This window comes from Agromyces luteolus, from assembly GCF_009729855.1.
In the GTDB taxonomy this organism is placed as follows: Bacteria; Actinomycetota; Actinomycetes; order Actinomycetales; family Microbacteriaceae; genus Agromyces; species Agromyces luteolus.
The window spans coordinates 672,443-692,232 of sequence record NZ_WODA01000025.1 but is presented as its reverse complement, the minus strand read 5'-3'; the positions used below and the strand labels follow the sequence as shown (position 1 = coordinate 692,232).

General features: G+C 74.6%; 16 protein-coding genes. 6 read left to right on the top strand and 10 right to left on the bottom strand.

Features of this window, described 5'->3' with window-relative positions:
• Positions 1 to 3 precede the first annotated feature (3 nt).
• The 4 genes from GLX25_RS16845 to GLX25_RS16830 are packed head-to-tail and all read right to left on the bottom strand — an operon-like array spanning position 4 to position 3,913.
• Positions 4 to 897: a hypothetical protein gene (locus GLX25_RS16845; RefSeq protein WP_155843694.1), complete on the bottom strand. Its 894-nt coding sequence runs from the start codon at positions 895 to 897 to the stop codon at positions 4 to 6.
• Between the two features lie 5 nt (positions 898 to 902).
• Positions 903 to 2,078: an Mrp/NBP35 family ATP-binding protein gene (locus tag GLX25_RS16840; protein WP_155843693.1), complete on the bottom strand. Its 1,176-nt coding sequence runs from the start codon at positions 2,076 to 2,078 to the stop codon at positions 903 to 905.
• Entirely contained in the window at positions 2,065 to 2,592 is a 528-nt protein-coding gene (locus tag GLX25_RS16835) for a DUF1003 domain-containing protein (protein ID WP_155843692.1), read from the bottom strand. Before GLX25_RS16835 ends, GLX25_RS16840 begins: the two co-directional genes overlap by 14 nt.
• The gene (locus GLX25_RS16830) at positions 2,579 to 3,913 is read right to left on the bottom strand and encodes a magnesium transporter MgtE N-terminal domain-containing protein (protein WP_166548936.1); all 1,335 of its coding nucleotides are present in this window, start codon (positions 3,911 to 3,913) and stop codon (positions 2,579 to 2,581) included. Before GLX25_RS16830 ends, GLX25_RS16835 begins: the two co-directional genes overlap by 14 nt.
• Positions 3,914 to 3,980: 67 nt before the next feature.
• On the opposite strand from GLX25_RS16830, the gene GLX25_RS16825 reads away from it, so the two are divergent.
• Both GLX25_RS16825 and GLX25_RS16820 read left to right on the top strand, forming a co-directional pair.
• Complete coding sequence (locus GLX25_RS16825; RefSeq protein ID WP_271192479.1) at positions 3,981 to 4,688, top strand: YflT domain-containing protein; 708 nt, start codon at positions 3,981 to 3,983, stop codon at positions 4,686 to 4,688.
• A 70-nt stretch (positions 4,689 to 4,758) separates the two neighbouring features.
• Complete coding sequence (locus tag GLX25_RS16820) at positions 4,759 to 5,136, top strand: TIGR02611 family protein (RefSeq protein WP_155843690.1); 378 nt, start codon at positions 4,759 to 4,761, stop codon at positions 5,134 to 5,136.
• Between the two features lie 90 nt (positions 5,137 to 5,226).
• On the opposite strand, the gene GLX25_RS16815 is transcribed toward GLX25_RS16820, so the two are convergent.
• Together GLX25_RS16815 and GLX25_RS16810 are read right to left on the bottom strand one after the other, a co-directional pair.
• Positions 5,227 to 6,804, bottom strand: coding sequence for an aminopeptidase P family protein (locus GLX25_RS16815; protein WP_205719925.1), 1,578 nt, complete (start codon positions 6,802 to 6,804; stop codon positions 5,227 to 5,229).
• Positions 6,805 to 6,851: 47 nt separating this feature from the next.
• Entirely contained in the window at positions 6,852 to 7,874 is a 1,023-nt protein-coding gene (locus tag GLX25_RS16810; RefSeq protein ID WP_155843686.1) for an endonuclease/exonuclease/phosphatase family protein, read from the bottom strand.
• A 105-nt stretch (positions 7,875 to 7,979) separates the two neighbouring features.
• Between GLX25_RS16810 and GLX25_RS16805 the strand changes: the two genes are divergently transcribed.
• Positions 7,980 to 8,846 (top strand): PHP domain-containing protein, encoded by an 867-nt coding sequence (locus GLX25_RS16805; RefSeq protein ID WP_155843685.1) that lies wholly within the window; start codon positions 7,980 to 7,982, stop codon positions 8,844 to 8,846.
• 92 nt (positions 8,847 to 8,938) lie between these two features.
• Here the strand turns inward: GLX25_RS16805 and GLX25_RS16800 are convergent, their stop codons facing one another.
• Entirely contained in the window at positions 8,939 to 10,447 is a 1,509-nt protein-coding gene (locus tag GLX25_RS16800) for a DEAD/DEAH box helicase (RefSeq protein ID WP_155843683.1), read from the bottom strand.
• A 133-nt stretch (positions 10,448 to 10,580) separates the two neighbouring features.
• Between GLX25_RS16800 and GLX25_RS16795 the strand changes: the two genes are divergently transcribed.
• Entirely contained in the window at positions 10,581 to 11,294 is a 714-nt protein-coding gene (locus GLX25_RS16795) for a ferritin-like fold-containing protein (protein WP_271192478.1), read from the top strand.
• A gap of 69 nt (positions 11,295 to 11,363) precedes the next feature.
• On the opposite strand, the gene GLX25_RS16790 is transcribed toward GLX25_RS16795, so the two are convergent.
• Together GLX25_RS16790 and GLX25_RS16785 are read right to left on the bottom strand one after the other, a co-directional pair.
• Complete coding sequence (locus GLX25_RS16790; RefSeq protein ID WP_155843681.1) at positions 11,364 to 11,669, bottom strand: hypothetical protein; 306 nt, start codon at positions 11,667 to 11,669, stop codon at positions 11,364 to 11,366.
• Positions 11,669 to 11,893 carry a DUF3107 domain-containing protein gene (locus tag GLX25_RS16785; RefSeq protein ID WP_166548935.1) on the bottom strand — a complete coding sequence of 75 codons (225 nt, stop codon included), beginning with the start codon at positions 11,891 to 11,893 and terminating at the stop codon, positions 11,669 to 11,671. The genes GLX25_RS16790 and GLX25_RS16785 overlap by 1 nt, the downstream gene beginning before the upstream one ends.
• A gap of 93 nt (positions 11,894 to 11,986) precedes the next feature.
• Between GLX25_RS16785 and GLX25_RS16780 the strand changes: the two genes are divergently transcribed.
• Positions 11,987 to 15,088, top strand: a complete 3,102-nt coding sequence (locus GLX25_RS16780; RefSeq protein ID WP_155843678.1) for a UrvD/REP family ATP-dependent DNA helicase — start codon at positions 11,987 to 11,989, stop codon at positions 15,086 to 15,088.
• Complete coding sequence (locus tag GLX25_RS16775) at positions 15,085 to 18,438, top strand: ATP-dependent DNA helicase (RefSeq protein WP_166548934.1); 3,354 nt, start codon at positions 15,085 to 15,087, stop codon at positions 18,436 to 18,438. The genes GLX25_RS16780 and GLX25_RS16775 overlap by 4 nt, the downstream gene beginning before the upstream one ends.
• A 60-nt stretch (positions 18,439 to 18,498) precedes the next feature.
• Here the strand turns inward: GLX25_RS16775 and GLX25_RS16770 are convergent, their stop codons facing one another.
• Positions 18,499 to 19,713 carry a phosphotransferase gene (locus GLX25_RS16770; protein WP_155843677.1) on the bottom strand — a complete coding sequence of 405 codons (1,215 nt, stop codon included), beginning with the start codon at positions 19,711 to 19,713 and terminating at the stop codon, positions 18,499 to 18,501.
• Positions 19,714 to 19,790: the final 77 nt, after the last annotated feature.

Here is a 19,790-nt window from a genome sequence, read left to right as displayed (position 1 = left end):
CCGCTACAGGCCGCAGCGCTCGGCGTAGTAGGCGTAGAGGTCGGCCTTGAGGGCGGCGCCCGAGGCGATCTCGAGGCGACCCTCGCGGCCGTCGCCGGTCGCGACGGTGAAGGGCAGGATCGTGCCGCGCTTGTCGTCCGCGAGCGCGTGCGCGTCGCACCGCGCCGGCCGGACGGCGAGCGCCGCGTCGACCGGTTCGTCGCCCGCGGCGACCTCGATGCCGAGCGGCCAGTCCTGGCCCTCCTCGTTGCCGATGAGCGTCGTCGCCGAGACACCGTCGATCGAGAGCGTGCCGTCGCCGGATGCCACGGGCGCGACCCGCACGTCGATCCACGCGCGCCGGTCGGCGCCCGTGCCCGTCGTGCGGAGCCGCTCGGGCAGCTCGATGGCGGCGACGCCGGCGACCGATTCGGCGAGGCAGTCGGCGTCGGCGATGCGCGCCATCGTGCCGAACGGGTCGTCGGGCTCGAGCGTGCCCTCGCGCTCGGCGCCGTCGGCGGCCGTGAGGCGCACGTCGACGCCGATCGCGGCGGGGTCGCCGTCGCAGACGCTGCCGGTGAGGTCGAGCCGGATGTCGATGGCGTCGCCCCGACCGAGGGCGAACGGCTCGTCGCGGTCCATGCCCGGTTCGAGGGCGGGGGAGCGGACGGCGACCGCGGTCACCGTGACGGGCTCGCCCGTGTTCTCGAAGTGCAGGACGAGCCGACCCTGCGGCACGTCGAGCCGCCCCTGCTGCACCGCGACCGTGAGCCCGTCGGGGAGCGCGGCGTCGCGCTCGGCGTCCGGGCCGGCGCCCGTCGCGCACGCGGTCAGGGCCGCGGCGGCGAGCACCCCGACGGCGAGGCCGGCGGCCGTGCCGCGCGCGAGCCTCACGGAGGAGCGGGCGGCAGGCGGCATCCGTCTCACCGCACCGAGACGTCGAGTCGCCGGCCGGCGAGCGACCGCGGCCGACCCGCGAGGAACGCCGCGGCCTGCTCGATCGCACGCGCCGCAGGGTCGTCGGGTTCGGCCACGACCACGGGACGGCCCTCGTCGCCGCCGCGCCGGAGCGCGACGCTGAGCGGCACCGCGGCGACGAGCGGGACGGGCTCGTCGACGCCCTCGGAGAGTCGTCGTGCGACCTCGGCGCCGCCGCCCGTGCCGAACAGGTCGAGGAGCGACCCGTCGGGCTGGGCGAAGCCCGCCATGTTCTCGATCACGCCGACGACGCGCTGCCCGGTCTGCCTGGCGACGAGACCCGACCGCTCGGCGACGTCGGCCGCGGCCGGCTGCGGAGTCGTCACGACGACGACATCGGCGTTCGGGAGCAGCTGGCCGAGCGAGATCGCGACGTCGCCGGTGCCGGGCGGCAGGTCCACGAGGAGCACGTCGAGGTCGCCGAAGTACACGTCGGTGAGGAACTGCTGGAGCGTGCGGTGCAGCATCGGGCCGCGCCACGCGACGGCGACGGACGATCCGCGGCCGCCCGGTTCGGTCGGCTCGACGAACATGCCGATCGAGATGACCTTCACGCCGTAGGCGACGGGCGGGAGGATCATGTCGTCGACGCGCGTGGGACGAGCCGCCGTGCCGTGCTCGTCGACCAGGCCGAGGAGGCCGGGGATCGAGAAGCCGTGCACGTCGGCGTCGACGAGGCCGACGGAGAGCCCGCGCGCCGCGAGCGCGACCGCGAGGTTCGCCGTCAGCGTCGACTTCCCGACGCCGCCCTTGCCGCTCGTGACCGCGATCACGCGAGTCAGCGTGCCCGGCCCGAACGGATTGCCGCGCGCCGCGCGGCCGCCGCGGAGGCGCTCGGTGAGCGCTGCACGTTGCTCGGGCGTCATGACGCCGAGCTCGACGACGGCGTTGCCCGCGCCGACGACCTGCTCGGCCGCTGCGCGCACGTCGCGCTCGATGCGGTCGGACGCCGGGCAGCCGACGATCGTCAGGCGCACTCCGACCTCGACGCCCGCGTCGGTCGCGGTCACGCGCTCGACCATGTCGAGCTCGGTGATCGGTCGGCGGATCTCCGGGTCGATCACGCCCTCGAGCGCGGCTCGGACGGCGCGCTCGATGCCGCCCGCGTCAGGACGGGGCATTCGCGGCGTCCTCCTCGTCGCGCCGGTCGAGCTCCTCGAGCGCCTGCCGCAGCTCCTGCCGGATGAACTCCTTCGAGGCGAGGTCGCGCACGGCGAGGCGCAGCGCCACGACCTCGCGGGCGAGGTACTCGGTGTCGGCGAGGTTGCGCTCGGCGCGCTGGCGGTCCTGCTCGATCTGGACCCGGTCGCGGTCGTCCTGGCGGTTCTGCGCCAACAGGATCAGGGGCGCGGCGTAGGACGCCTGGAGGGAGAGCACGAGCGTGAGCGCGATGAAGCCGAGTTCGACCGAGTCGAACCGCCAGGCGGGCGGGGCGAGCGTGTTCCACAGGATCCAGAACGCGACGAAGAGCGTGAGGCCGAGCAGGAACCACGGGGTGCCCATGTTGCGTGCGACCCATTCGGTGAACCGGCCGAAGCGGTCCCGATCGCCGGAACGGCGCAGGGGCGGCGCGGGTCGGCGGATGCCCTTCGGGGTGTCGAACCGACGGTCGTCGGCGGCGTCAGCGCGTGCCATCTCCTGCCCTCCTTCCGGGTGCGATCGGGATGCTGCCGGTGGCCAGCTGTGCGCGGGCCGTCGCGCGTCTGCTCACCTCCGACTCGTCCTCGGGGTGACTCCTCCAGTCGTCCGGGAGCAGGTAGTCGAGCACGTCGTCGATCGTGACGACGCCCACCAGGCGATGCTTCTCGTCGACCACGGGCACCGAGACGAGATCGTAGCTCGCGAGGATGCGGCTCACCTCGGCGGCCGACGTCTCGGCCTTCACGGGCTCGAGGCCCTGGTCGATGAGCGAGCCCAGCCGTTCGTGCGGCGGGTAGCGCAGCATCCGCTGGAAGTGCACGATCCCGAGGAAGCGGCCGGTCGGCGGCTCGTACGGGGGGAGCGTGACGCACACCGCCGCGCCGAGCGCGGGCGGCAGGTCGTGGCGCCGGATGAGTGCGAGCCCCTCGGCCACCGTGGCATCCGCCGAGACGATGATCGGCTCGGTCGTCATGAGGCCGCCCGCGGTGTCGGGACCGTAGGAGAGCAGGAACCGGACGTCCTCGGCCTCCTCGGGCTCCATGAGCTCGAGCAGGTGCTCGCCGCGCTCCTCGGGCAGCTGCGCGATGAGGTCGGCGGCGTCGTCGGGCGACATGTGGTCGAGCACGTCGGCCGCGCGGTCGTCGCCGAGCTTCGCGAGGATCTCGACCTGGTCGATCTCGGGCATCTCCTCGAGGACGTCGGCCAGCCGGTCGTCGGGGAGCTCGGCCGCCACCTCCTGCCGGCGCTGCGGCGGCAGGTCGAGGAGCGTGTTGGCGAGGTCGGCGGGCTTCAGCTCGGAGTAGGTCGCGATGAGCTGCTCGGCCGACTGCGCCTCGCCGGCCTCGGTCGTCTCGCTCACCTCGCGCCACGTGACGTAGGCCGACGGGCCCTTCGCGAACGGCGACGCGCTCGTCTTCGGGCGGCGCACGAAGAGCTGGTCGACCTCCCACTCGCCGGGCTCGCGCTCCTCGATCGCGACGTCCTCGATGCTCGCCGTGCCGGATCCGTCGTTGAAGGAGACCTTGCGGCCGAGCATCTCGGCGATCACGCGGACCTCCCCGCCGCGCTGCTCGAAGCGGCGCAGGTTGATGAGCCCCGTCGTGATGATCTGCCCGCCGCCGATCGAGGTGACGCGCCCGATCGAGACGAAGACGCGGCGCTTGCCGGGGATCTCGACGATGAGGCCGACCACGCGCGGCGGGTCGTCCTTGCGGTACACGACGAGCACGTCGCGCACCTTCCCGACCCGGTCGCCCGCGGGGTCGAACACGGCGCACCCGGCGAGTCGGGCGACGAAGACTCTCGTGGCGCTCACGCCTCCCAACTTACCCCGCGCACCCGCGTTCGGACCGGGCGGCGGAGCCGCGTGGAAGAATGGCACCGTGAGCACCCAGTCACCGTTCGGCGGTCGCATCGGCCGCGCCTTCCCGACCCTGCCGAAGGGCGAGACGGTCGCGAGCTACGAGACCTACCAGGAGGCGCAGGCGGCGGTCGACCAGCTCGCGAAGGCCGAGTTCCCGGTCAAGGAGCTCTCGATCGTCGGCCACGACCTCACGAGCGTCGAGCGCATCACGGGCACCCTCAGCTGGGGCCGCACCGCCGCCGCCGGCGCGCTCTCCGGGGCGTGGTTCGGCACGTTCCTCGGCCTGCTGTTCTTCATCTTCTCGCCGTCCGGCACCTCGCTCGGCATCCTCGGCGCCGCCGTGCTCATCGGCGCGGGGTTCGGCATGATCTTCAGCCTCGTCTCGTACTCGATCAACCGCCGTCGACGCGACTTCACCTCGGTCATGCAGGTGCTCGCGACGCGCTACGCGATCATCGCGGAGCCCGCGCACGTCGTGCGGGCCCGCCAGGTGCTGGGCGTGACGGATGCCGCGGCGCCGCCCGCGCCCGCAGCGACGACGGTCGCCCGCCCGCCGGCCGCCCCGCCCGCCGCGCCCGAGGCAAATGCCCCGGCCGAGCCGCCCGCGTCCGACGCCGAGGCGTCGAGTGGGCCCGAGGCGCGCGAGATCGACCCGTCGCGCCCGCTGACCTACGGCGAGGCGCAGGATGCCCGCCGCCGCGCGGCGCGCGAGCGCGGCGACGAGTAGCCAGAGCTCGCGCGCCCGTCGGACGGGGACGTACCGGCGACTCCCAGCGTCGGCGCCTAGCGTGACGGGCATGCCCAGTGCCACCCGAACCGACTCCGGCCGGTCGCCGCTCGAGCAGACGGTGCGCGCCGAGATCGCCGACGCCGAGCGGCCCGACCGCCCGGTGCGGCGGTGGCTGCGCGGCATCCGTCGCCGGATCGACCGGCACCCGCGCCTGCGGTTCGCCTACCGGACCGGCGTGGGCGTGCTCGGCGGCGTGATCGCCGTCGCCGGTCTCGCGCTCGTGCCGCTGCCCGGGCCCGGCTGGCTCGTCGTCTTCCTCGGCCTCGCGATCCTCGGCACCGAGTTCGCCTGGGCGCGCCGGCTCGCGGCGTGGGTCAAGCGCATGCTCGACCGCTTCTGGGCCTGGTGGAAGGCGCGCCGCGCCGCGCGACCCGCCGCCGAGTGATACCGTCCGCGCCGAGTGATGCCGAAGCACCGACATCACTCGGCGAGACGTGGAACACTCCGCGCGACGGGGTCGGGGACCGCTGGGAGGTCAGCGCCGTGCGCCGCGCACCCAGGCCTCGACCTCGTCGGCCGTGCGCGGGATGCCCGCCGAGAGGTTCTCGGCGCCGTCGGCGGTTACGAGGATGTCGTCCTCGATGCGCACGCCGATGCCGCGGAACTCCTCGGGCACGGTGAGGTCATCGGCCTGGAAGTAGAGGCCCGGCTCGATCGTGAAGACCATGCCCGGCTCGAGCACGCCGTCCATGTACATCGAGCGGCGCGCCTGCGCGCAGTCGTGCACGTCGAGGCCGAGGTGGTGGCTCGTGCCGTGCACCATGTAGCGGCGGTGGAACTGGTTCTCGGGCTGCAGCGACTCCTCGGCCGGGACCGGGAGGAAGCCCCACTCGGCGGTGCGCTTCGCGATGACCTCCATCGCGGCGGCGTGGATCTCGCGGAAGACCGCGCCGGGGCGCACGATGCGGAACGCGGCATCCGCCGCCTCGAGGACGGCCTCGTAGACCCGGCGCTGCACCGGCGAGAACGTGCCGTTCACCGGGAACGTGCGCGTGATGTCGGCCGTGTAGTAGCTGTCCATCTCGACGCCCGCGTCGAGCAGCACCAGGTCGCCGGGGACCACGGGGCCGTCGTTGCGGGTCCAGTGCAGGATCGTCGCGTGCGGGCCGGCCGCGGCGATCGAGGCGTAGCCGACGTCGTTGCCGTCGAGGCGGGCCCGGGTGGCGAAGACGCCCTCGATGACGCGCTCGCCCCGCACCTCGCTCGTGATGCGCGGCAGCTCGGCGAACACCTCGGTGAAGCCGCGCTCGGTCGCGTCGACCGCGGCACGGAGCTCGGCGACCTCGAACTCGTCCTTCACGAGGCGCAGCTCGGAGAGCACGCGCGCGAGCTCGGCGTCGGGCTCGTGCTCGGAGTTCACCTCGAGGCTGAAGGGCGCGTCGGACGCGTTCGTCGACAGGGCCTCCTCGGCGGCGAAGCGGAGGCGCGCGTGGTCGACCCGCTCGGTGATCGCGGCGTCGGCCTCGCGCACGACGAGCGTGGCCGTGTCGGTCGAGTCCACGACCGCGTCGAAGTCGGCGATGCCGCGCGTCGCGAGCTGCAGGTCGGCGGCGACGTGGGCGAGCGACGGGCGCGGCCCGATCCAGAACTCGCCGATCGCGGGGTTCGCGTAGAACTCCTCGCTGTCGCGCCCCGCACGTTCGCGGAAGTAGACGGTGGCCTCGTGGCCGGCGTCACCCGCCGGCTCGAGCACGAGCACGGCACCCGGCTCGGAGTCGGAGCCCCAGCCGGTCAGGTGCGCGAACGCGGAGTGCGCCCGGAACGGGTAGTCGGTGTCGTTCGCGCGCTGCTTCATGTCGCCGGCGGGGATCACGAGCCGCCGGCCCGGGAACTCCGCCGAGACCTTCGCCCGACGTGCGGCCGCGTACGCCGCCTGCGGGCGCGCCTCGGGCAGCCGCTCGTCGCGCTCGGCCCAGCCGCTGCTGATGAAGGCCTTGAAGCCCTCGGACTCCGGCGTGGTCGAACGGTTCGCGTTCCGGCCGGTCTCCTCAGCGGTGGTCTCGTCGGTGGGGGCCTCGTGGGCCGTCGCGGTCGCGTCGCCGGTGTTCGTCATGGTCTCCATTCTCGCACCGCCCCGCCGCCGTGCCGAGCGGTGGAGGATCAGCCGCCCGCCCGCGAGAGGGTCGCCACGATCGGCCGGTGATCGCTGCCCGCGCCGTCGAGCGCGTCGAGCACCCGGAACGCGTCGACCGACCAGCCCGGCGTCGCCAGCACGTGGTCGATGGGGCTGCCGAGCAGCTCGGGCAGGCTCGTCGGCCAGGTTCCGAGGCCGCCCGCTCCGCCCGCGACCGCCGAATCGGCGCATCGGCCGAGGTCGCCGCCGTCGACGCCGCGACCGGCGAAGTGGTCCACAGTGGCGTTGAAGTCGCCCGCCATGATGACGTCGTCGCCCGCGCACTGCTCGGCCAGCCAGTCGAGGTCGCTGCGCCAGTTGCGCAGCTCCCATCGGATCGGCGCGACGGCGTGCACGGCGACGATGCGTGGACCGTCGCCGTCCGCCGGTTCGGCGACCACCGAGGGCAGCGTGTTGGTGTTGCCCGGCGGGCCGGGCCACGGATCGTTCACCACGTCGTAGTCGCCGAGTTCGGGGGAGATGAGGATGGTCGTCGAGCGCGCCTTGGCGACCTCGTCGAAGAACTGCGTGTGCACCCACATCGGCCGACCGCCCTCGCGCATCGCGATCGCGATCTCCTCGCCGAGCGACTCCGTGGTCTCGGGGAGGACCACCACGTCGGCCTCCTGCTCGAGCGCGAGGCCGGCGATCGTCGAGGCGTCGGGGACCTCGCCGAGCGTGTTCCACGACAGCACGGTGACCGAGTCGGATGCCGCGACCGCGTCGCCGCCGCCCAGCCCGCGCACCGCGAGGATCCCGAGGTTGCCGAGCGCGAACAGCACGAGGATCGCCAGGACCGCTCCCAGGAGGCGACGCCCGGGGCCGAGGAGCAGGGCGATCGCGAGCACCGCGGCGAGGAGGCCGGCGCCGGCGGCGGCGACCCCGCGCAGTGCGACGACGTGCGCGGCGATCCACTGGTTCTGCAACCCGAACGCCTGCGGCCACAGCAGCGCCGCGGCGAGGGCCGTGGTGCCGAGCACGACGACCCAGCCGAGGATGCGGGGGAGCATTCAACACAGCGTAGGCGAGCGGGCGCGGACCGGGCGGAGCATCCACGGGGCGTCCGCTGGGAGTCCGCGGGGAACCGGCTGACTCCGCGCGCCTACGATGAGGGAATGGTCGACGCCCCGTTCGCCGTCGCAGCGGACCTGCACGCGCACACCACGATCTCCGACGGCACGGACACGCCGACGGAGCTCGTCGCCGCGGCATCCGCAGCGGGCCTCGCGGCGCTCGCCATCACCGACCACGACTCGACGGCCGGCTGGGCCGAGGCGTCAGACGCCGCCCGTCGCCGCGGCATCGCCCTCATCCCGGGCATCGAGCTCTCGACGCGCGAGCAGTTCACGAGCGTGCACGTGCTCGGCTACCTCGTCGATCCCGACGACGAGCCCCTCCTGGCCGAGATGTCGCGCATCCGCGACTCCCGGATGACACGCGCCGAGGCGATCGTGCGGCGCATCTCCGCCGACTACGACCTCACGTGGGACGACGTGCTCGCGCAGACCAGCGCCGGCGCGACGATCGGTCGACCGCACATCGCCGACGCGCTCGTCGCCCGCGGTCACGCATCGACCCGGTCCGACGCCTTCGCCGGCATCCTGCACTGGCGTTCCGGCTACGCGCAGCCGCACTACGCGCCCGACCCGCTCACGGGAATCCGCCTGATCCGCGCCGCGGGCGGCGTGCCCGTGCTCGCGCACCCCGGCACGCGCGGCGCCGAGGACGTGGTCCCCGACCGCCGGCTCGGCAGGTTCGCCGACGCGGGCCTGTTCGGCCTCGAGGTCGACCACCCCGAGAACACGGATGCCGCGAAGCCGCGCCTGCGCGAACTCGCACGCCGCCACGGGCTCGCGATCACGGGCTCGAGCGACTACCACGGGCGCGGCAAGGTCAACCGCCTCGGCCAGTACACGACCGCGCCCGAGGTCGTCGCGCGCATCCTCGCCGAGGGGCACGGGAGCGAGCCGGTCCTGCCGTGACGACCCGCTGAGGCGGGCGAGACGCGGAACGGGCCGGATGCCTCGTGGTGAGGCGTCCGGCCCGTTCCGACGTTCGTACGGGTTCGCGGCCGTCAGGCGGTGGGCGCCGTCGAGGGCGCGCCGGCGGCGCTGCCGCCCGAGCGACCGCCGCGGCGTCGACGGCGGCGACGCGGGGCCGCGTTGCCGTCGTGGTGCTCCTTGCCCTTGCCGTCGTGCGTGCCCGCGCCGGGCTCCTTCTCCTGGGTGGCGGAGTCCGAGGCGGCGGTGTCATCCGTCGCGGCGCCCTCGCCGACCGGCCGGCCGGACCGCGTGCGGCGGCGCGATCGCGAGCCGCGCTCGCCGGAGGCATCCGTTCGCCCGCCGTTCTCACGCCGGCCCGCGGTGCTCGACCGCGACGGCGCTGCGGTCGGAGCCGCGGGCTTCAGGCGGCCCTTCGTGCCCTCCGGGATGTCGAGGTCGGTGTAGAGGTGCGGGCTCGACGAGTACGTCTCGGTGGGCTCGGGCTGGCCGAACTCGAGCGCGCGGTTGATGAGCGCCCACTTGTGCAGGTCGTCCCAGTCGACGAACGTCACCGCGATGCCCGTCTTGCCCGCGCGGCCCGTGCGGCCGGCGCGGTGCAGGTAGGTCTTCTCGTCGTCGGGGATCGTGTGGTTGATGACGTGGGTCACGTCGTCGACGTCGATGCCGCGGGCCGCGACGTCGGTGGCGATGAGGACGTCCTTCTTGCCTGCCTTGAAGGCGGCCATCGCGCGCTCGCGCTGGTCCTGGTTCAGGTCGCCGTGCACGGCGGCCGCGTTGAAGCCGCGGTCGTTGAGCTCCTCCACGAGCTTGGCGGCCGCGCGCTTCGTGCGCGTGAAGATGACGGTCTTGCCGCGGCCGTCGGCCTGGAGGATGCGCGAGATGACCTCGTCCTTGTCGAGCGAGTGCGCGCGGTAGATGAGGTGCTTGATGTTCGCCTGCGTGAGGCCCTCGTCGGGGTCGTTCGCGCGGATGTGGATCGGGCGCGACATGAACCGGCGCGCGAGCGCGACGATCGGGCCCGGCATGGTCGCCGAGAAGAGCATGGTGTGGCGGGTCGGCGGGGTCTGCGCGAAGAGCTTCTCGATGTCGGCGAGGAAGCCGAGGTCGAGCATCTTGTCGGCCTCGTCGAGCACCATCTCGGTGACGTTCTTCAGCGACAGCAGGCGCTGGGACGCGAGGTCGAGCAGGCGCCCGGGCGTGCCGACGACGATCTGGGCCCCGGCCTTGAGCTGCTCGATCTGCCCCTCGTAGGCCTTGCCGCCGTAGATCGAGACGATCTTGGTGGGGCGGTTGGACGTCGCGAGCTCGAGGTCTTCGGTCACCTGCACGCACAGTTCGCGCGTGGGGACGACGACGAGCGCCTTGACGCCGGGCTCGGGGTCGTCGCCGAGGCGCTGGATGAGCGGGAGTCCGAAGCCGAAGGTCTTGCCGGTGCCGGTCTTTGCCTGGCCGATGATGTCCTGCCCGGTGAGGGCGAGGGGGATGGTCTGCTCCTGGATGGGGAAGGCATCGGAGATGCCCTTCCCGGCGAGGGCCTCGACGATGTCGGGCGCGATGCCGAGTTCGGTGAAGGTGGTCAAGTGTCTGCCTGTCCGTGATGCGGAAAACGGGTGCGCCCTGTTCCGATCGACAGGCGCACGGCCGCGGTTCCATCGCCCGCGGCGGGTCCCAGCCTATCCGAGCGGGCTGCGAGGCCCCGGATATGCTGTGCTCGTGGTCAATTGGTCGATGTCGCGCCGTCCCCGTCCGGAGACCCCGAGGCTGCGTCCGAGGGTCGCGCCGACCGACCTCACCCGCATCGACTTCACCGAGTTCACGCCCGAGCCGATCCCGTTCCTCGGACAGGCCGCGTACATCCAGCTCGAGTTCTTCGAGAGCCTCGCGAAGGCCGTCGCCACGGCCCCCGACCTGGCGTCGAAGGAGGGGCTGAGCGCGGCGGCGGGCGTCGCCCTGCGCAAGCACCACGAGCTCATCGCCGAGCTGCGCCGGCTCGACGCGGAGCCCGCCGACGTCATGGCGCCCTTCGCGCCGGCCGCCGACCGGTTCCGCCAGGTCACCTCGGGTGCCGACTGGTTCGAGCTGCTGCTCGGCATCCACATCACCTCGGGGATGCTCGACGACTACTTCATCCGCCTCGCGGAGGGGCTGCCGCACGAGCTCCGCGCACGGGTGCGCGCGATCCTGGGCGAGTCGCGCTCCGCCGAGGTGATCGAGCGCGAGCTCGAGCGCGCCATCGCGGCCGACCCGACGCTCGACGACCGGCTCGCGCTCTGGGCGCGGAGCCTCGTCGGCGACACGCTCCTCATCGCGCGATCCGCGGTGCGCGCAGCCGGGTCCGGCGAGCACGGACCCGACGTCGAACCGGTCTTCACCGAGCTCATCGCGGCGCACACGCGCCGGATGGACGCGCTCGGGCTCACGGCCTGAGGCGCCTTCGGGCGTGCGGTCCGAGGCGTGCCGGATGCCGCGGCCCGCGGTTCGCGCGAGGGGCTCGGATCAGCCTCGGGCGAGGCCGAAGCGGGCGAGGTGCGCGAACGTCCGGGCGTCGTCCTCCTCGCGGCGACGGCCGACGAGGTAGCCGGTTCCGGCCGCGGCGGCGGCGGATGCCACGAGCGAGATCACCCAGATCCATCCGCCGTCCCACGGCATGCCGAGCCAGGTCAGTGCGACCCACACGACCGCGGCGACGCCGGCGCCGACGGCGGGGACGAGCACGACGCCGCGGAACTCGCGGCGCGGGATCGCGTAGTGCGCGGCGAGGCCGAGGATGGCGCCGCCGAGCGCGACGAAGAGGAGCTCCATCAGCCGACGAAGCCGATCTTGCGCGACTCCTCGGTGCCGATCTCGACGTAGGCCAGGGCCGCCGCCGGCACCACGTACACCGCGCCCTTCGAGTCGGTCAGGCGCAGCACGGGCGACTGCCCGCTGAGCGCCGCCGAGACGGCCTGCTCGACCTCCGCCGCCGTCAGCGAGGTCTCGAAGCCGAGCTCGCGGGGGGAGTTCTGGATGCCGATACGAAGGTCCACGGTGCGCCTTTCTGTCGTTGACAGCACCCTACGACACGCGGGCGTCGCGCCCTGACGCGTTCACTGTCGGCGGACACGGATACCGTGGGCCGCATGCAGCACGAGACGACCACCGCACCCGCCGTCGTCGACCTCGTGCCGACGCTCGCGGCGGGCGGCCACGCCGCGGTCTTCGGGGCCCCGGGCTCGGGCAAGAGCCGTCTCGCCGTCGAGCTGGTCGCGCACCGGGTCGAACTCGGTCTCGACCCGACCGAGGTGCTCGTGCTGTCTGCCTCCCGGCGCACCGCGGCCGCGATGCGCGACGCGATCGCGCTGCGGCTCGACCGCACCACCCGCGGTGCGCTCGCGCGCACCGCGAGCGCCGTCGCCTACGACCTGGTGCGCGCGCGCACCGGGCGATCGGTCACCCTGCTCACGGGCGCCGAGCACGACCAGGTGATCGGCGAGCTGCTCGAGGCCCAGGCGATCGACGGCGGCGGCCCCGACTGGCCCGAGGCGCTCGCGCCCGACGTCCGCGAGCTGCGCGGGTTCCGTTCCGAGCTCCGCGACCTCATGATGCGCGCGGTCGAGCAGGGCGTCGGCCCCGACGGGCTCGCGCGGCTGGGCGTCGCGGCGTCCCGACCGGAGTGGACCGCGGCCGCGGCCTTCCTCGCCGAGTACGCCGAGGTGAAGGAGCAGCTGCGACCGACCCAGTTCGACTCGGCCGAGCTCGGCGCGTTCGCTGCGTCGATCGTGCGCCGCAGCGTCCACGATCCCGACGACGAGCGCGCGCTCGGCGCGCTCGCGGGCCTGCGGCTGCTCGTGGTCGACGACGCGCAGGAGGCGACCGAGGCCACCGCGGCACTGCTCGGCGCGTTCGCGGAGCGCGGCGTCGAGGTCGTCGCCCTCGGCGATCCGGATGTCGCGAGCAACGGGTTCCGCGGCGGTCGCGCCGACCTGCTCGGCTCGCTCGGCCAGGTGCTCGGGGGCGCCGCCGTGCGGCGCGTCGAGCTGCCGGTCGTGCATCGGGGCCGGCCGGCGCATCGCGAGCTGCTCGGGCAGGTCACCGCGCACGTCGGCACGGCGCTCGGCGGACTCCACCGGTCCGCGGCGGTGGCCGACGCGGGCGACGACGACCCGCTCGAGGCGATCGTCGGCATCGAGGCGTCGTCGCCCGGCGCCGAGGGGGCACAGGTCGCCGCCCTGCTGCGCGAGCGCCACCTGCTCGACGGCGTGCCGTGGTCGTCGATGGCGGTCGTGGCGCGTTCCGGCGCGGAGCTGCCCGCGCTCGCGCGCGCCCTCGCTGCGGCCGAGGTCCCCGTGTCCGGCGGTGCCGGGCGCACCGCGCTGCGCGACGCCCCGGGCTCGGCGGCCCTCATCGCCGCGGCGGCCGTCGTGCTCGACCTGCATCCGCTCGACCCCGAGACCGCGACCGCGCTGCTCACCGGTCCGCTCGGCCGCCTCGACCGCGTCGGGCTGCGCCGACTCCGACTCGCCCTCCGCCACGAGGAGCTGGCCGAGGGCGGCGTGCGGAGCGCCGACGAGCTGCTCGTCGAGGCGCTGGGCGCCGCGGGCGGCTTCGCGACGATCGACGCGCCGCCGGGGCGGCGTGCGTCGCGCCTCGCGCGACTCCTCGACTCGGCGCGGCGATCGGCCGCGCGCGGCGCGACGGTGGAGGAGCTCCTGTGGCTGCTCTGGCACGACAGCGGGCTCGAGGCCGAATGGGCCGGGCAGGCCGCGGGATCGGGCGTGCTCGCCGACGAGGCGAACCGGTCGCTCGACGCGGTCGTCGCGCTCTTCGCCGCGGCGCGGCGGTTCGTCGAGCGCGAGCCGGGCGCGCCCGCCCGCCGATTCGTCGACGAGGTGCTCCAGAACGCCCTGCCCGAGGATTCGCTCGCCCCGGAACGCGGGGCCGAGTCCGTCGTGCTGGCGACCCCGCCCGCGCTCATCGGCCGCGAGTTCGACGTGGTCGTGGTCGCCGGCCTCCAGGAGGGCGTCTGGCCGAACCTCCGGCCGCGGGGCACGCTGCTGCACGCCGGGGCGCTCCCGCGCGCGGTCGCTGCGGCCCGCGCGGGCGATCCGCTGCACGAGGAGGAGACCGCGGCATCCGTCCGCGCCGCGGTGCGCGCCGACGAACTGCGCCTGTTCGCGCTCGCGGTGTCGCGGGCCGCGCGCCAGGTCGTCCTGGCGTGCACGTCGAACGACGACGAGCAGCCGTCGGTCCTGATGGGGCTCGCGCCCACGCGACTGCCGGCACGACGCCGGCGGCCGCTGCACCTGCGCGGCATGGTGGGCGCGCTGCGGCGCGATGCGGGCGCGGGCGACCGCGAGGCGGCGGCGGCGATCGCGATGCTCGCCGAGCAGGGCGTGCCCGGCGCGCACCCCGACGAGTGGTACGGGATGGCCGAACCCACCACCACCGCGCCGCTCGTCGACCTCGACGGCGACCCCGAGGCGCTCGTCTCCGTGTCGCCGTCGCAGATCGACCGCGTCGAGGAGAGCCCGCTCGGCTGGTTCGTCGACCACGTCGCGCAGCCGCCCTCCGGGCTCGCCGCGTCGATCGGCACGATCGTCCACGCGGTCGTCGAGGAGGCGGCGCAGGCGGGCGACACCGACGTCGAGACGCTCTGGGCATCGGTCGAGCGACGCTGGCGCGACCTGCGGTTCGAGGCGGGGTGGGTCGCGGAGCGCGAGCGGCGCGGCGCACGGAAGATGACCGAGGGCGCCGCCGACTACCTCCGCAACGCGGAGGACGACGGGGTCGTCGTGCTCGGCGCCGAGGGGCGGTTCACGCTCGTGAGCGGGCGAGTGCGCGTCACCGGCACGATCGACCGGGTCGAGGCGTCGCCCGACGGCACGACGGTGATCGTCGACCTGAAGACCGGGCGCACCCCGCCCACCGCCGCGAAGACGGCCGAGCATCCGCAGCTCGCGGCCTACCAGCTCGCGGCCCGCGCGGGCGCGCTGCCCGACGCGGGGCGCCTCGGCGGGGCGAAGCTCGTCTACGTGGCGCGGCCCGTCGGCGGGCGGCTCTACACCGAGCGCGCCCAGCAGCCGTTCGACGACGATGCCGAGGCGGCGTTCCGCGACCGGCTCGACGCGGTCGCGCGGGTCATGGCCGGGGCCCGGTTCGACTCGCCGGTCGAGTTCGCGCACGGCTCGCGGTTCGGTCACTGGCAGTACCGGGTCCACCTCGTGCCGGCGGTGTGCGCGTGAGCGCGGTCCGGATCGGCGCCGACGAGATCGCCGCCCGACTCGGCCTGCACGCCCCGACGCCCGAGCAGCGCGCGGTCATCGAGGCCGACCCGCGCGGCCGGAGCATCGTGGTCGCGGGTGCCGGGAGCGGCAAGACCGAGACGATGGCGAACCGAGTGGTCTGGCTCCTCGCCAACGGCGCCGTCGACGTGCCCGAGGTGCTCGGGCTGACGTTCACCCGCAAGGCGGCCGGCGAGCTCGCCGAGCGCGTGCGCGAGCGCGTCGGGCAGCTCGTCGCCGAGGGCATCGCCGATGTGCGGCTCGATCCGCTCGAGTCGGCCGCGGTGTTCACGTACAACGCGTTCGCGGGTGCGATCCACCGCGAACACGCGATGCGGATCGGGCGCGAGCCCGACGCGTCGATCCTCGGCGAGGCGGCCGCGTGGCAACTCGCCCGCGGCATCGTGTCGGCGTCGGCCGACCCGCGACTGGTCGAGCTCGACGCGTCGCTCGACCGGGTGACGGGCGCCGTGCTCTCGCTCAGCCGCGCGCTCGCCGAGAACGTCGCCGACAGCCGCGACGTGCGCGCGTTCGCCCGCGAGTTCCTCGCGATGCACGACCTGCCGATCGAGGCGCCCCGCAAGCGGACCCCGTTCGACAGCTTCCTCTCGGCGCTCGGCGTGGTCGAGGCGCTGCCGCCGCTGCTCGAACTCGCCGACGCGTACGCGGCCGAGAAGCAGCGCCGGGGCGTCGTCGAGTTCTCCGACCAGGTCGCGCTCGCCCTGCAGATCTGCACGGCGCACCCCGAGGTCGTCGCCGGGCTCCGCGAACGGTACGCGACCGTGCTGCTCGACGAGTACCAGGACACGAGCGTCGTGCAGACGCGACTGCTCTCGACGCTCTTCCGCGACCACGCCGTCATGGCCGTGGGCGACCCCGACCAGTCGATCTACGGATGGCGCGGCGCGAGCGCCGCGAACCTCGCGCGCTTCGGCCGCGACTTCTCCGAGTCGGGAGAGGCCGTGGCCTACGACCTCTCGACGAGCTGGCGCAACCCGGTGATCGTGCTCGACGCGGCGAACGCGCTCATCGCGCCGCTCGACGGCGGGATCCCCAAGGCGCCGCTCCGTCCGTCGCCGTTCGCCGGCGCGGGCCGGCTCGAGGTCTCGTGGTCCGAGACGATCGACGATGAGGCGGCGGCCGTCGCCGACTGGCTGGCGCTCCGCATGCGTCCGGGCGGCCGGACCGGTGCACTGCTCTGCCGCACGTTCGCACACGTCGACCTCTTCGCGACGGCGCTCCGCGATCGCGGGGTCCCGGTGCACGTGCTCGGGGTCGCCGGGCTGCTCGACCAGCCCGTGATCGCCGACCTCGTGTGCGCGCTGCGCGTCGTGCACGATCCGACCGCGGGGTCGGAGCTCCTCCGACTCCTCGGCGGAGCTCGGTGGCGCATCGGTCCGGCCGACCTCGCCGCCCTCGGAGCGCTCGGGAAGTGGCTGGCCGATCGCGACCTGTCGACGCGGCGCCTCGCCGACGAGGTGCGCCGGGGCATCCGCGGGTCGATCGCGCCCGACGAGTCGCCGTCGATCGTCGACGCCCTCGACTTCGTGCTCACCGCACCCGACGACCATCGCGCCCTCGGCGGGCTCAGCGAGCAGGGCCTCGCCCGCCTGCGCCGCGCGGGCGCCCAGCTGCAGGCGCTGCGCCGGCGCGCGGGCCTCGGGCTCGTCGACTTCGTCACGCTGGTCCAGCAGGAACTGCTGCTCGACATCGAGGTCGCGGCGAACCCGGCGCAGCCGCTCGGCTCGGCGAGCCTCGAGTCGTTCGACGACCTCGTCACGAGCTTCGTCGACTCCGCCGAGCACGCGACGCTCGGCGCGTTCCTCGGCTGGCTGACCGAGGCCGAGCAACGGGACCGGCTGAGCCCGCGCCAGGACGAACCCGAGCCCGGGGCGGTGCAGGTGCTCTCGATCCACGGCTCGAAGGGGCTCGAGTGGGACGTGGTGGCGATCCCGCGCATGGTCGACGACGAGCTCCCGTCGAAGCCGCGCAGCAACCGCGGCTGGCTCTCGTTCGGATCGTTGCCCGACGAGTTCCGAGGCGATGCCGACGAGATCCCGCAGCTGACGTGGCGGGGCGTGCAGAGCCAGGCCGAGTTCGACGAGGCGGTGAAGGCCTACGGCGAGGAGAACCGGGAGCGGCACGCCGAGGAGGAACGACGGCTCGCCTACGTCGGCCTCACCCGCGCACGCTCGGAACTGCTGCTCTCGGGATCGTGGTGGGCGACGCAGCGCGCCCCGCGATCGCCGAGCCCGTTCCTGCGCGAGCTCGTCATGGCCGGCGTGGTGGACGGCGGTGCGCTGCCGTCGGCCCCGGCGGAGTCGGAGAACCCCCGTGCGTCCGACGCGGCGCGCGTGAGCTGGCCGCTCGATCCGCTCGGCGCCCGTCGTCCGGCCGTCGTGCGCGCCGCCGACGCCGTGCGCGAGGCCGCGGCACTGCCGACCGGCGCCGGCATCGGGCCGGTGCTCGCCGACGAGCTGCGGATGCTGCTGGAAGAACGTCGGCGCCGGACGGAGGCGCGCGGCACGGCCGGCGTGCTGACCCGCGTGCCCGCGTCGCGCTTCAAGGACTACGTCGACGACCCCGATGCGGTCGCGGCCGAGCTCGCCAGGCCGATGCCGCAGCGCCCGTACCGCGCCACGCGCATCGGGACCCTCTTCCACGCGTGGGTCGAGGAGCGTTCCGGCGGCGCCCCGGCCCTGCCCTCGGGTCCGGGCGGCGGTTCCGGTGCGCCGGGCCCGGCGGCCGCCGCGACCGACCTCGACGCGCTCGACTTCGCGTTCGACGACGCGGCCGCGGCCGACGAGCTCCTCGTCGATCCGGTCGACGCCCGCCTCGAGCGCCTGCGCGCCACGTTCGCCGCCTCCGAGTGGGGCGACCGCAGGCCGGTCGCCGTGGAACTCGAGCTGCACCTGCCGCTCGACGAGCAGGTGTTCGTGTGCAAGCTCGACGCGGTGTACGACGTCGAGCCGGGCTCCGGGCTCGGCCGCCGCGGCATCCGCGCGCAGGTCGTCGACTGGAAGACGGGTGCCGCGCCGCGCGACGCGCGCGAGCTCGAGCTGCGGCAGACCCAGCTCGCGCTGTACCGGCTCGCGTATGCGCGCTGGTCGGGGCTCCGCCCGGAGGAGATCGACGCCGTCTTCTACTACGTGGAGGACGACCTCGTGCTGCGGCCCGACGAGCTCTACGACGAGGCCGCGCTGCGCAGGGCCTGGGCCGGGGTGGCCGCGAGGGCCCGCGGCACGCGGCACGCGGGCGGGGAGTCGTCGGCGGTTCCGGAGGAGGTGCGCACCGCGATCTCGGGGCGCTGACCATCGGGCTTCCGCCTCCCGGGGCTTCCGACCGCGGAGCGGAGCGTCGCGTGCCGCCGGCTACGCCGACCGGTCCCGGGTCCCGCTCCCGCCGGCCGCGTCGGGCGACGTCCCCGCCGCCTCGGGCGCCGCGTCGCCCCAGTCGCTGAGGTCGAGCGGGATCGGCGCCGTGAGGCCTCGCTCGTCCCCGCCTGCGGCGCCGTCGTCCGCGAGGTGTCGGCGCAGCTCGGACACGTCGTAGCTGTCCGTCAGCATCGTGGCGCCCGACTCCTTCGGCAGCCCCTCGCGCGGCGTCTCGTCGAGCATCCGCTCGACGTCCGCGACGGCGAGCACCGGCCCGGTGTCGGTCGTCAGCGACTCGGACGAGTGGTCGTGCACGCTCGCCACGAGCCCGTCCAGGAGCCCCACGGCATCGTCGACGACCTCGTCGTCGTGCGTGTCGACGCCGTGCAGGAGCCACCGCGCGAGCTCGAGCTCGCCGTAGAGGAGCGCCCGCCGGGCGATCTCCGCGTCGGCGCCGCCCGCGCGCGCCTCGAGGTACGCGCCGAGGGTCCGCTCCGCGGACGCCCCGGTCGAGGTGAGGACCCAGTGCAGGTCGTGGGCCGGGTCGTCGTGGCCGAGCCCCGACCAGCCGATCACGCCGGTCACCCGGTTGCCGTCGACGAGGAACGAGTCGGCGCCGAGCTGGCCGTTGACCACGGTCGGCGCGAAGCGCCACAGGGTGTCGTCGTCGGTCGCCTCCTCCCACCGGCGGACGAGGGCGGCGGGCAGCCGGCCGGTGTCGGAGGCGCGGTCGATGATCGCGACCGCGGCCTCGCGGGCGTCGCCCGCCGAGCGGCGGGGGAGCCCGGCGTCGCCGATGAACCCCGAGGGCAGCGCGTGGATGGCGGCGATCGCACGCCCGACGTCGGCGGCGAGCTCGTCGGAGCCCGTGAGCTCGTCGGCCGTCCGCCCGGCCCCGGGGATGAACTCCGTCACGACGGCGCGCGTGGGGCCGATGGGCGCCTGGCCGACGAACTGCGGCACCGCGAACGGCAGCCGCGAGCGGATGCCCGGCGTGAGCGCGCGCAGCGCGACGAGGTCGGAGGACTGCTCGGACTCGGCCGTCTGCGACCGCGGGGCGCGGATCAGCAGGTGCCGTCCGTCGGTGGAGTGGAGCTCGACGGCATCGAACGCGCCGCCCGTTCCACGGGAGTGCGCCCGGGCCGCCCGCACCTCGAGTCCGGCCACCGCGGCCGTGGCCAACGCGGCTAGAGTGAGTGGGGGTCTGGCCATGGCACTCAGCCTAAGCAGGTCATCCGGCCTGCCCGGCGACCGCCACGCGTTCCCGACGACTCCGGCTCCGACGAGAG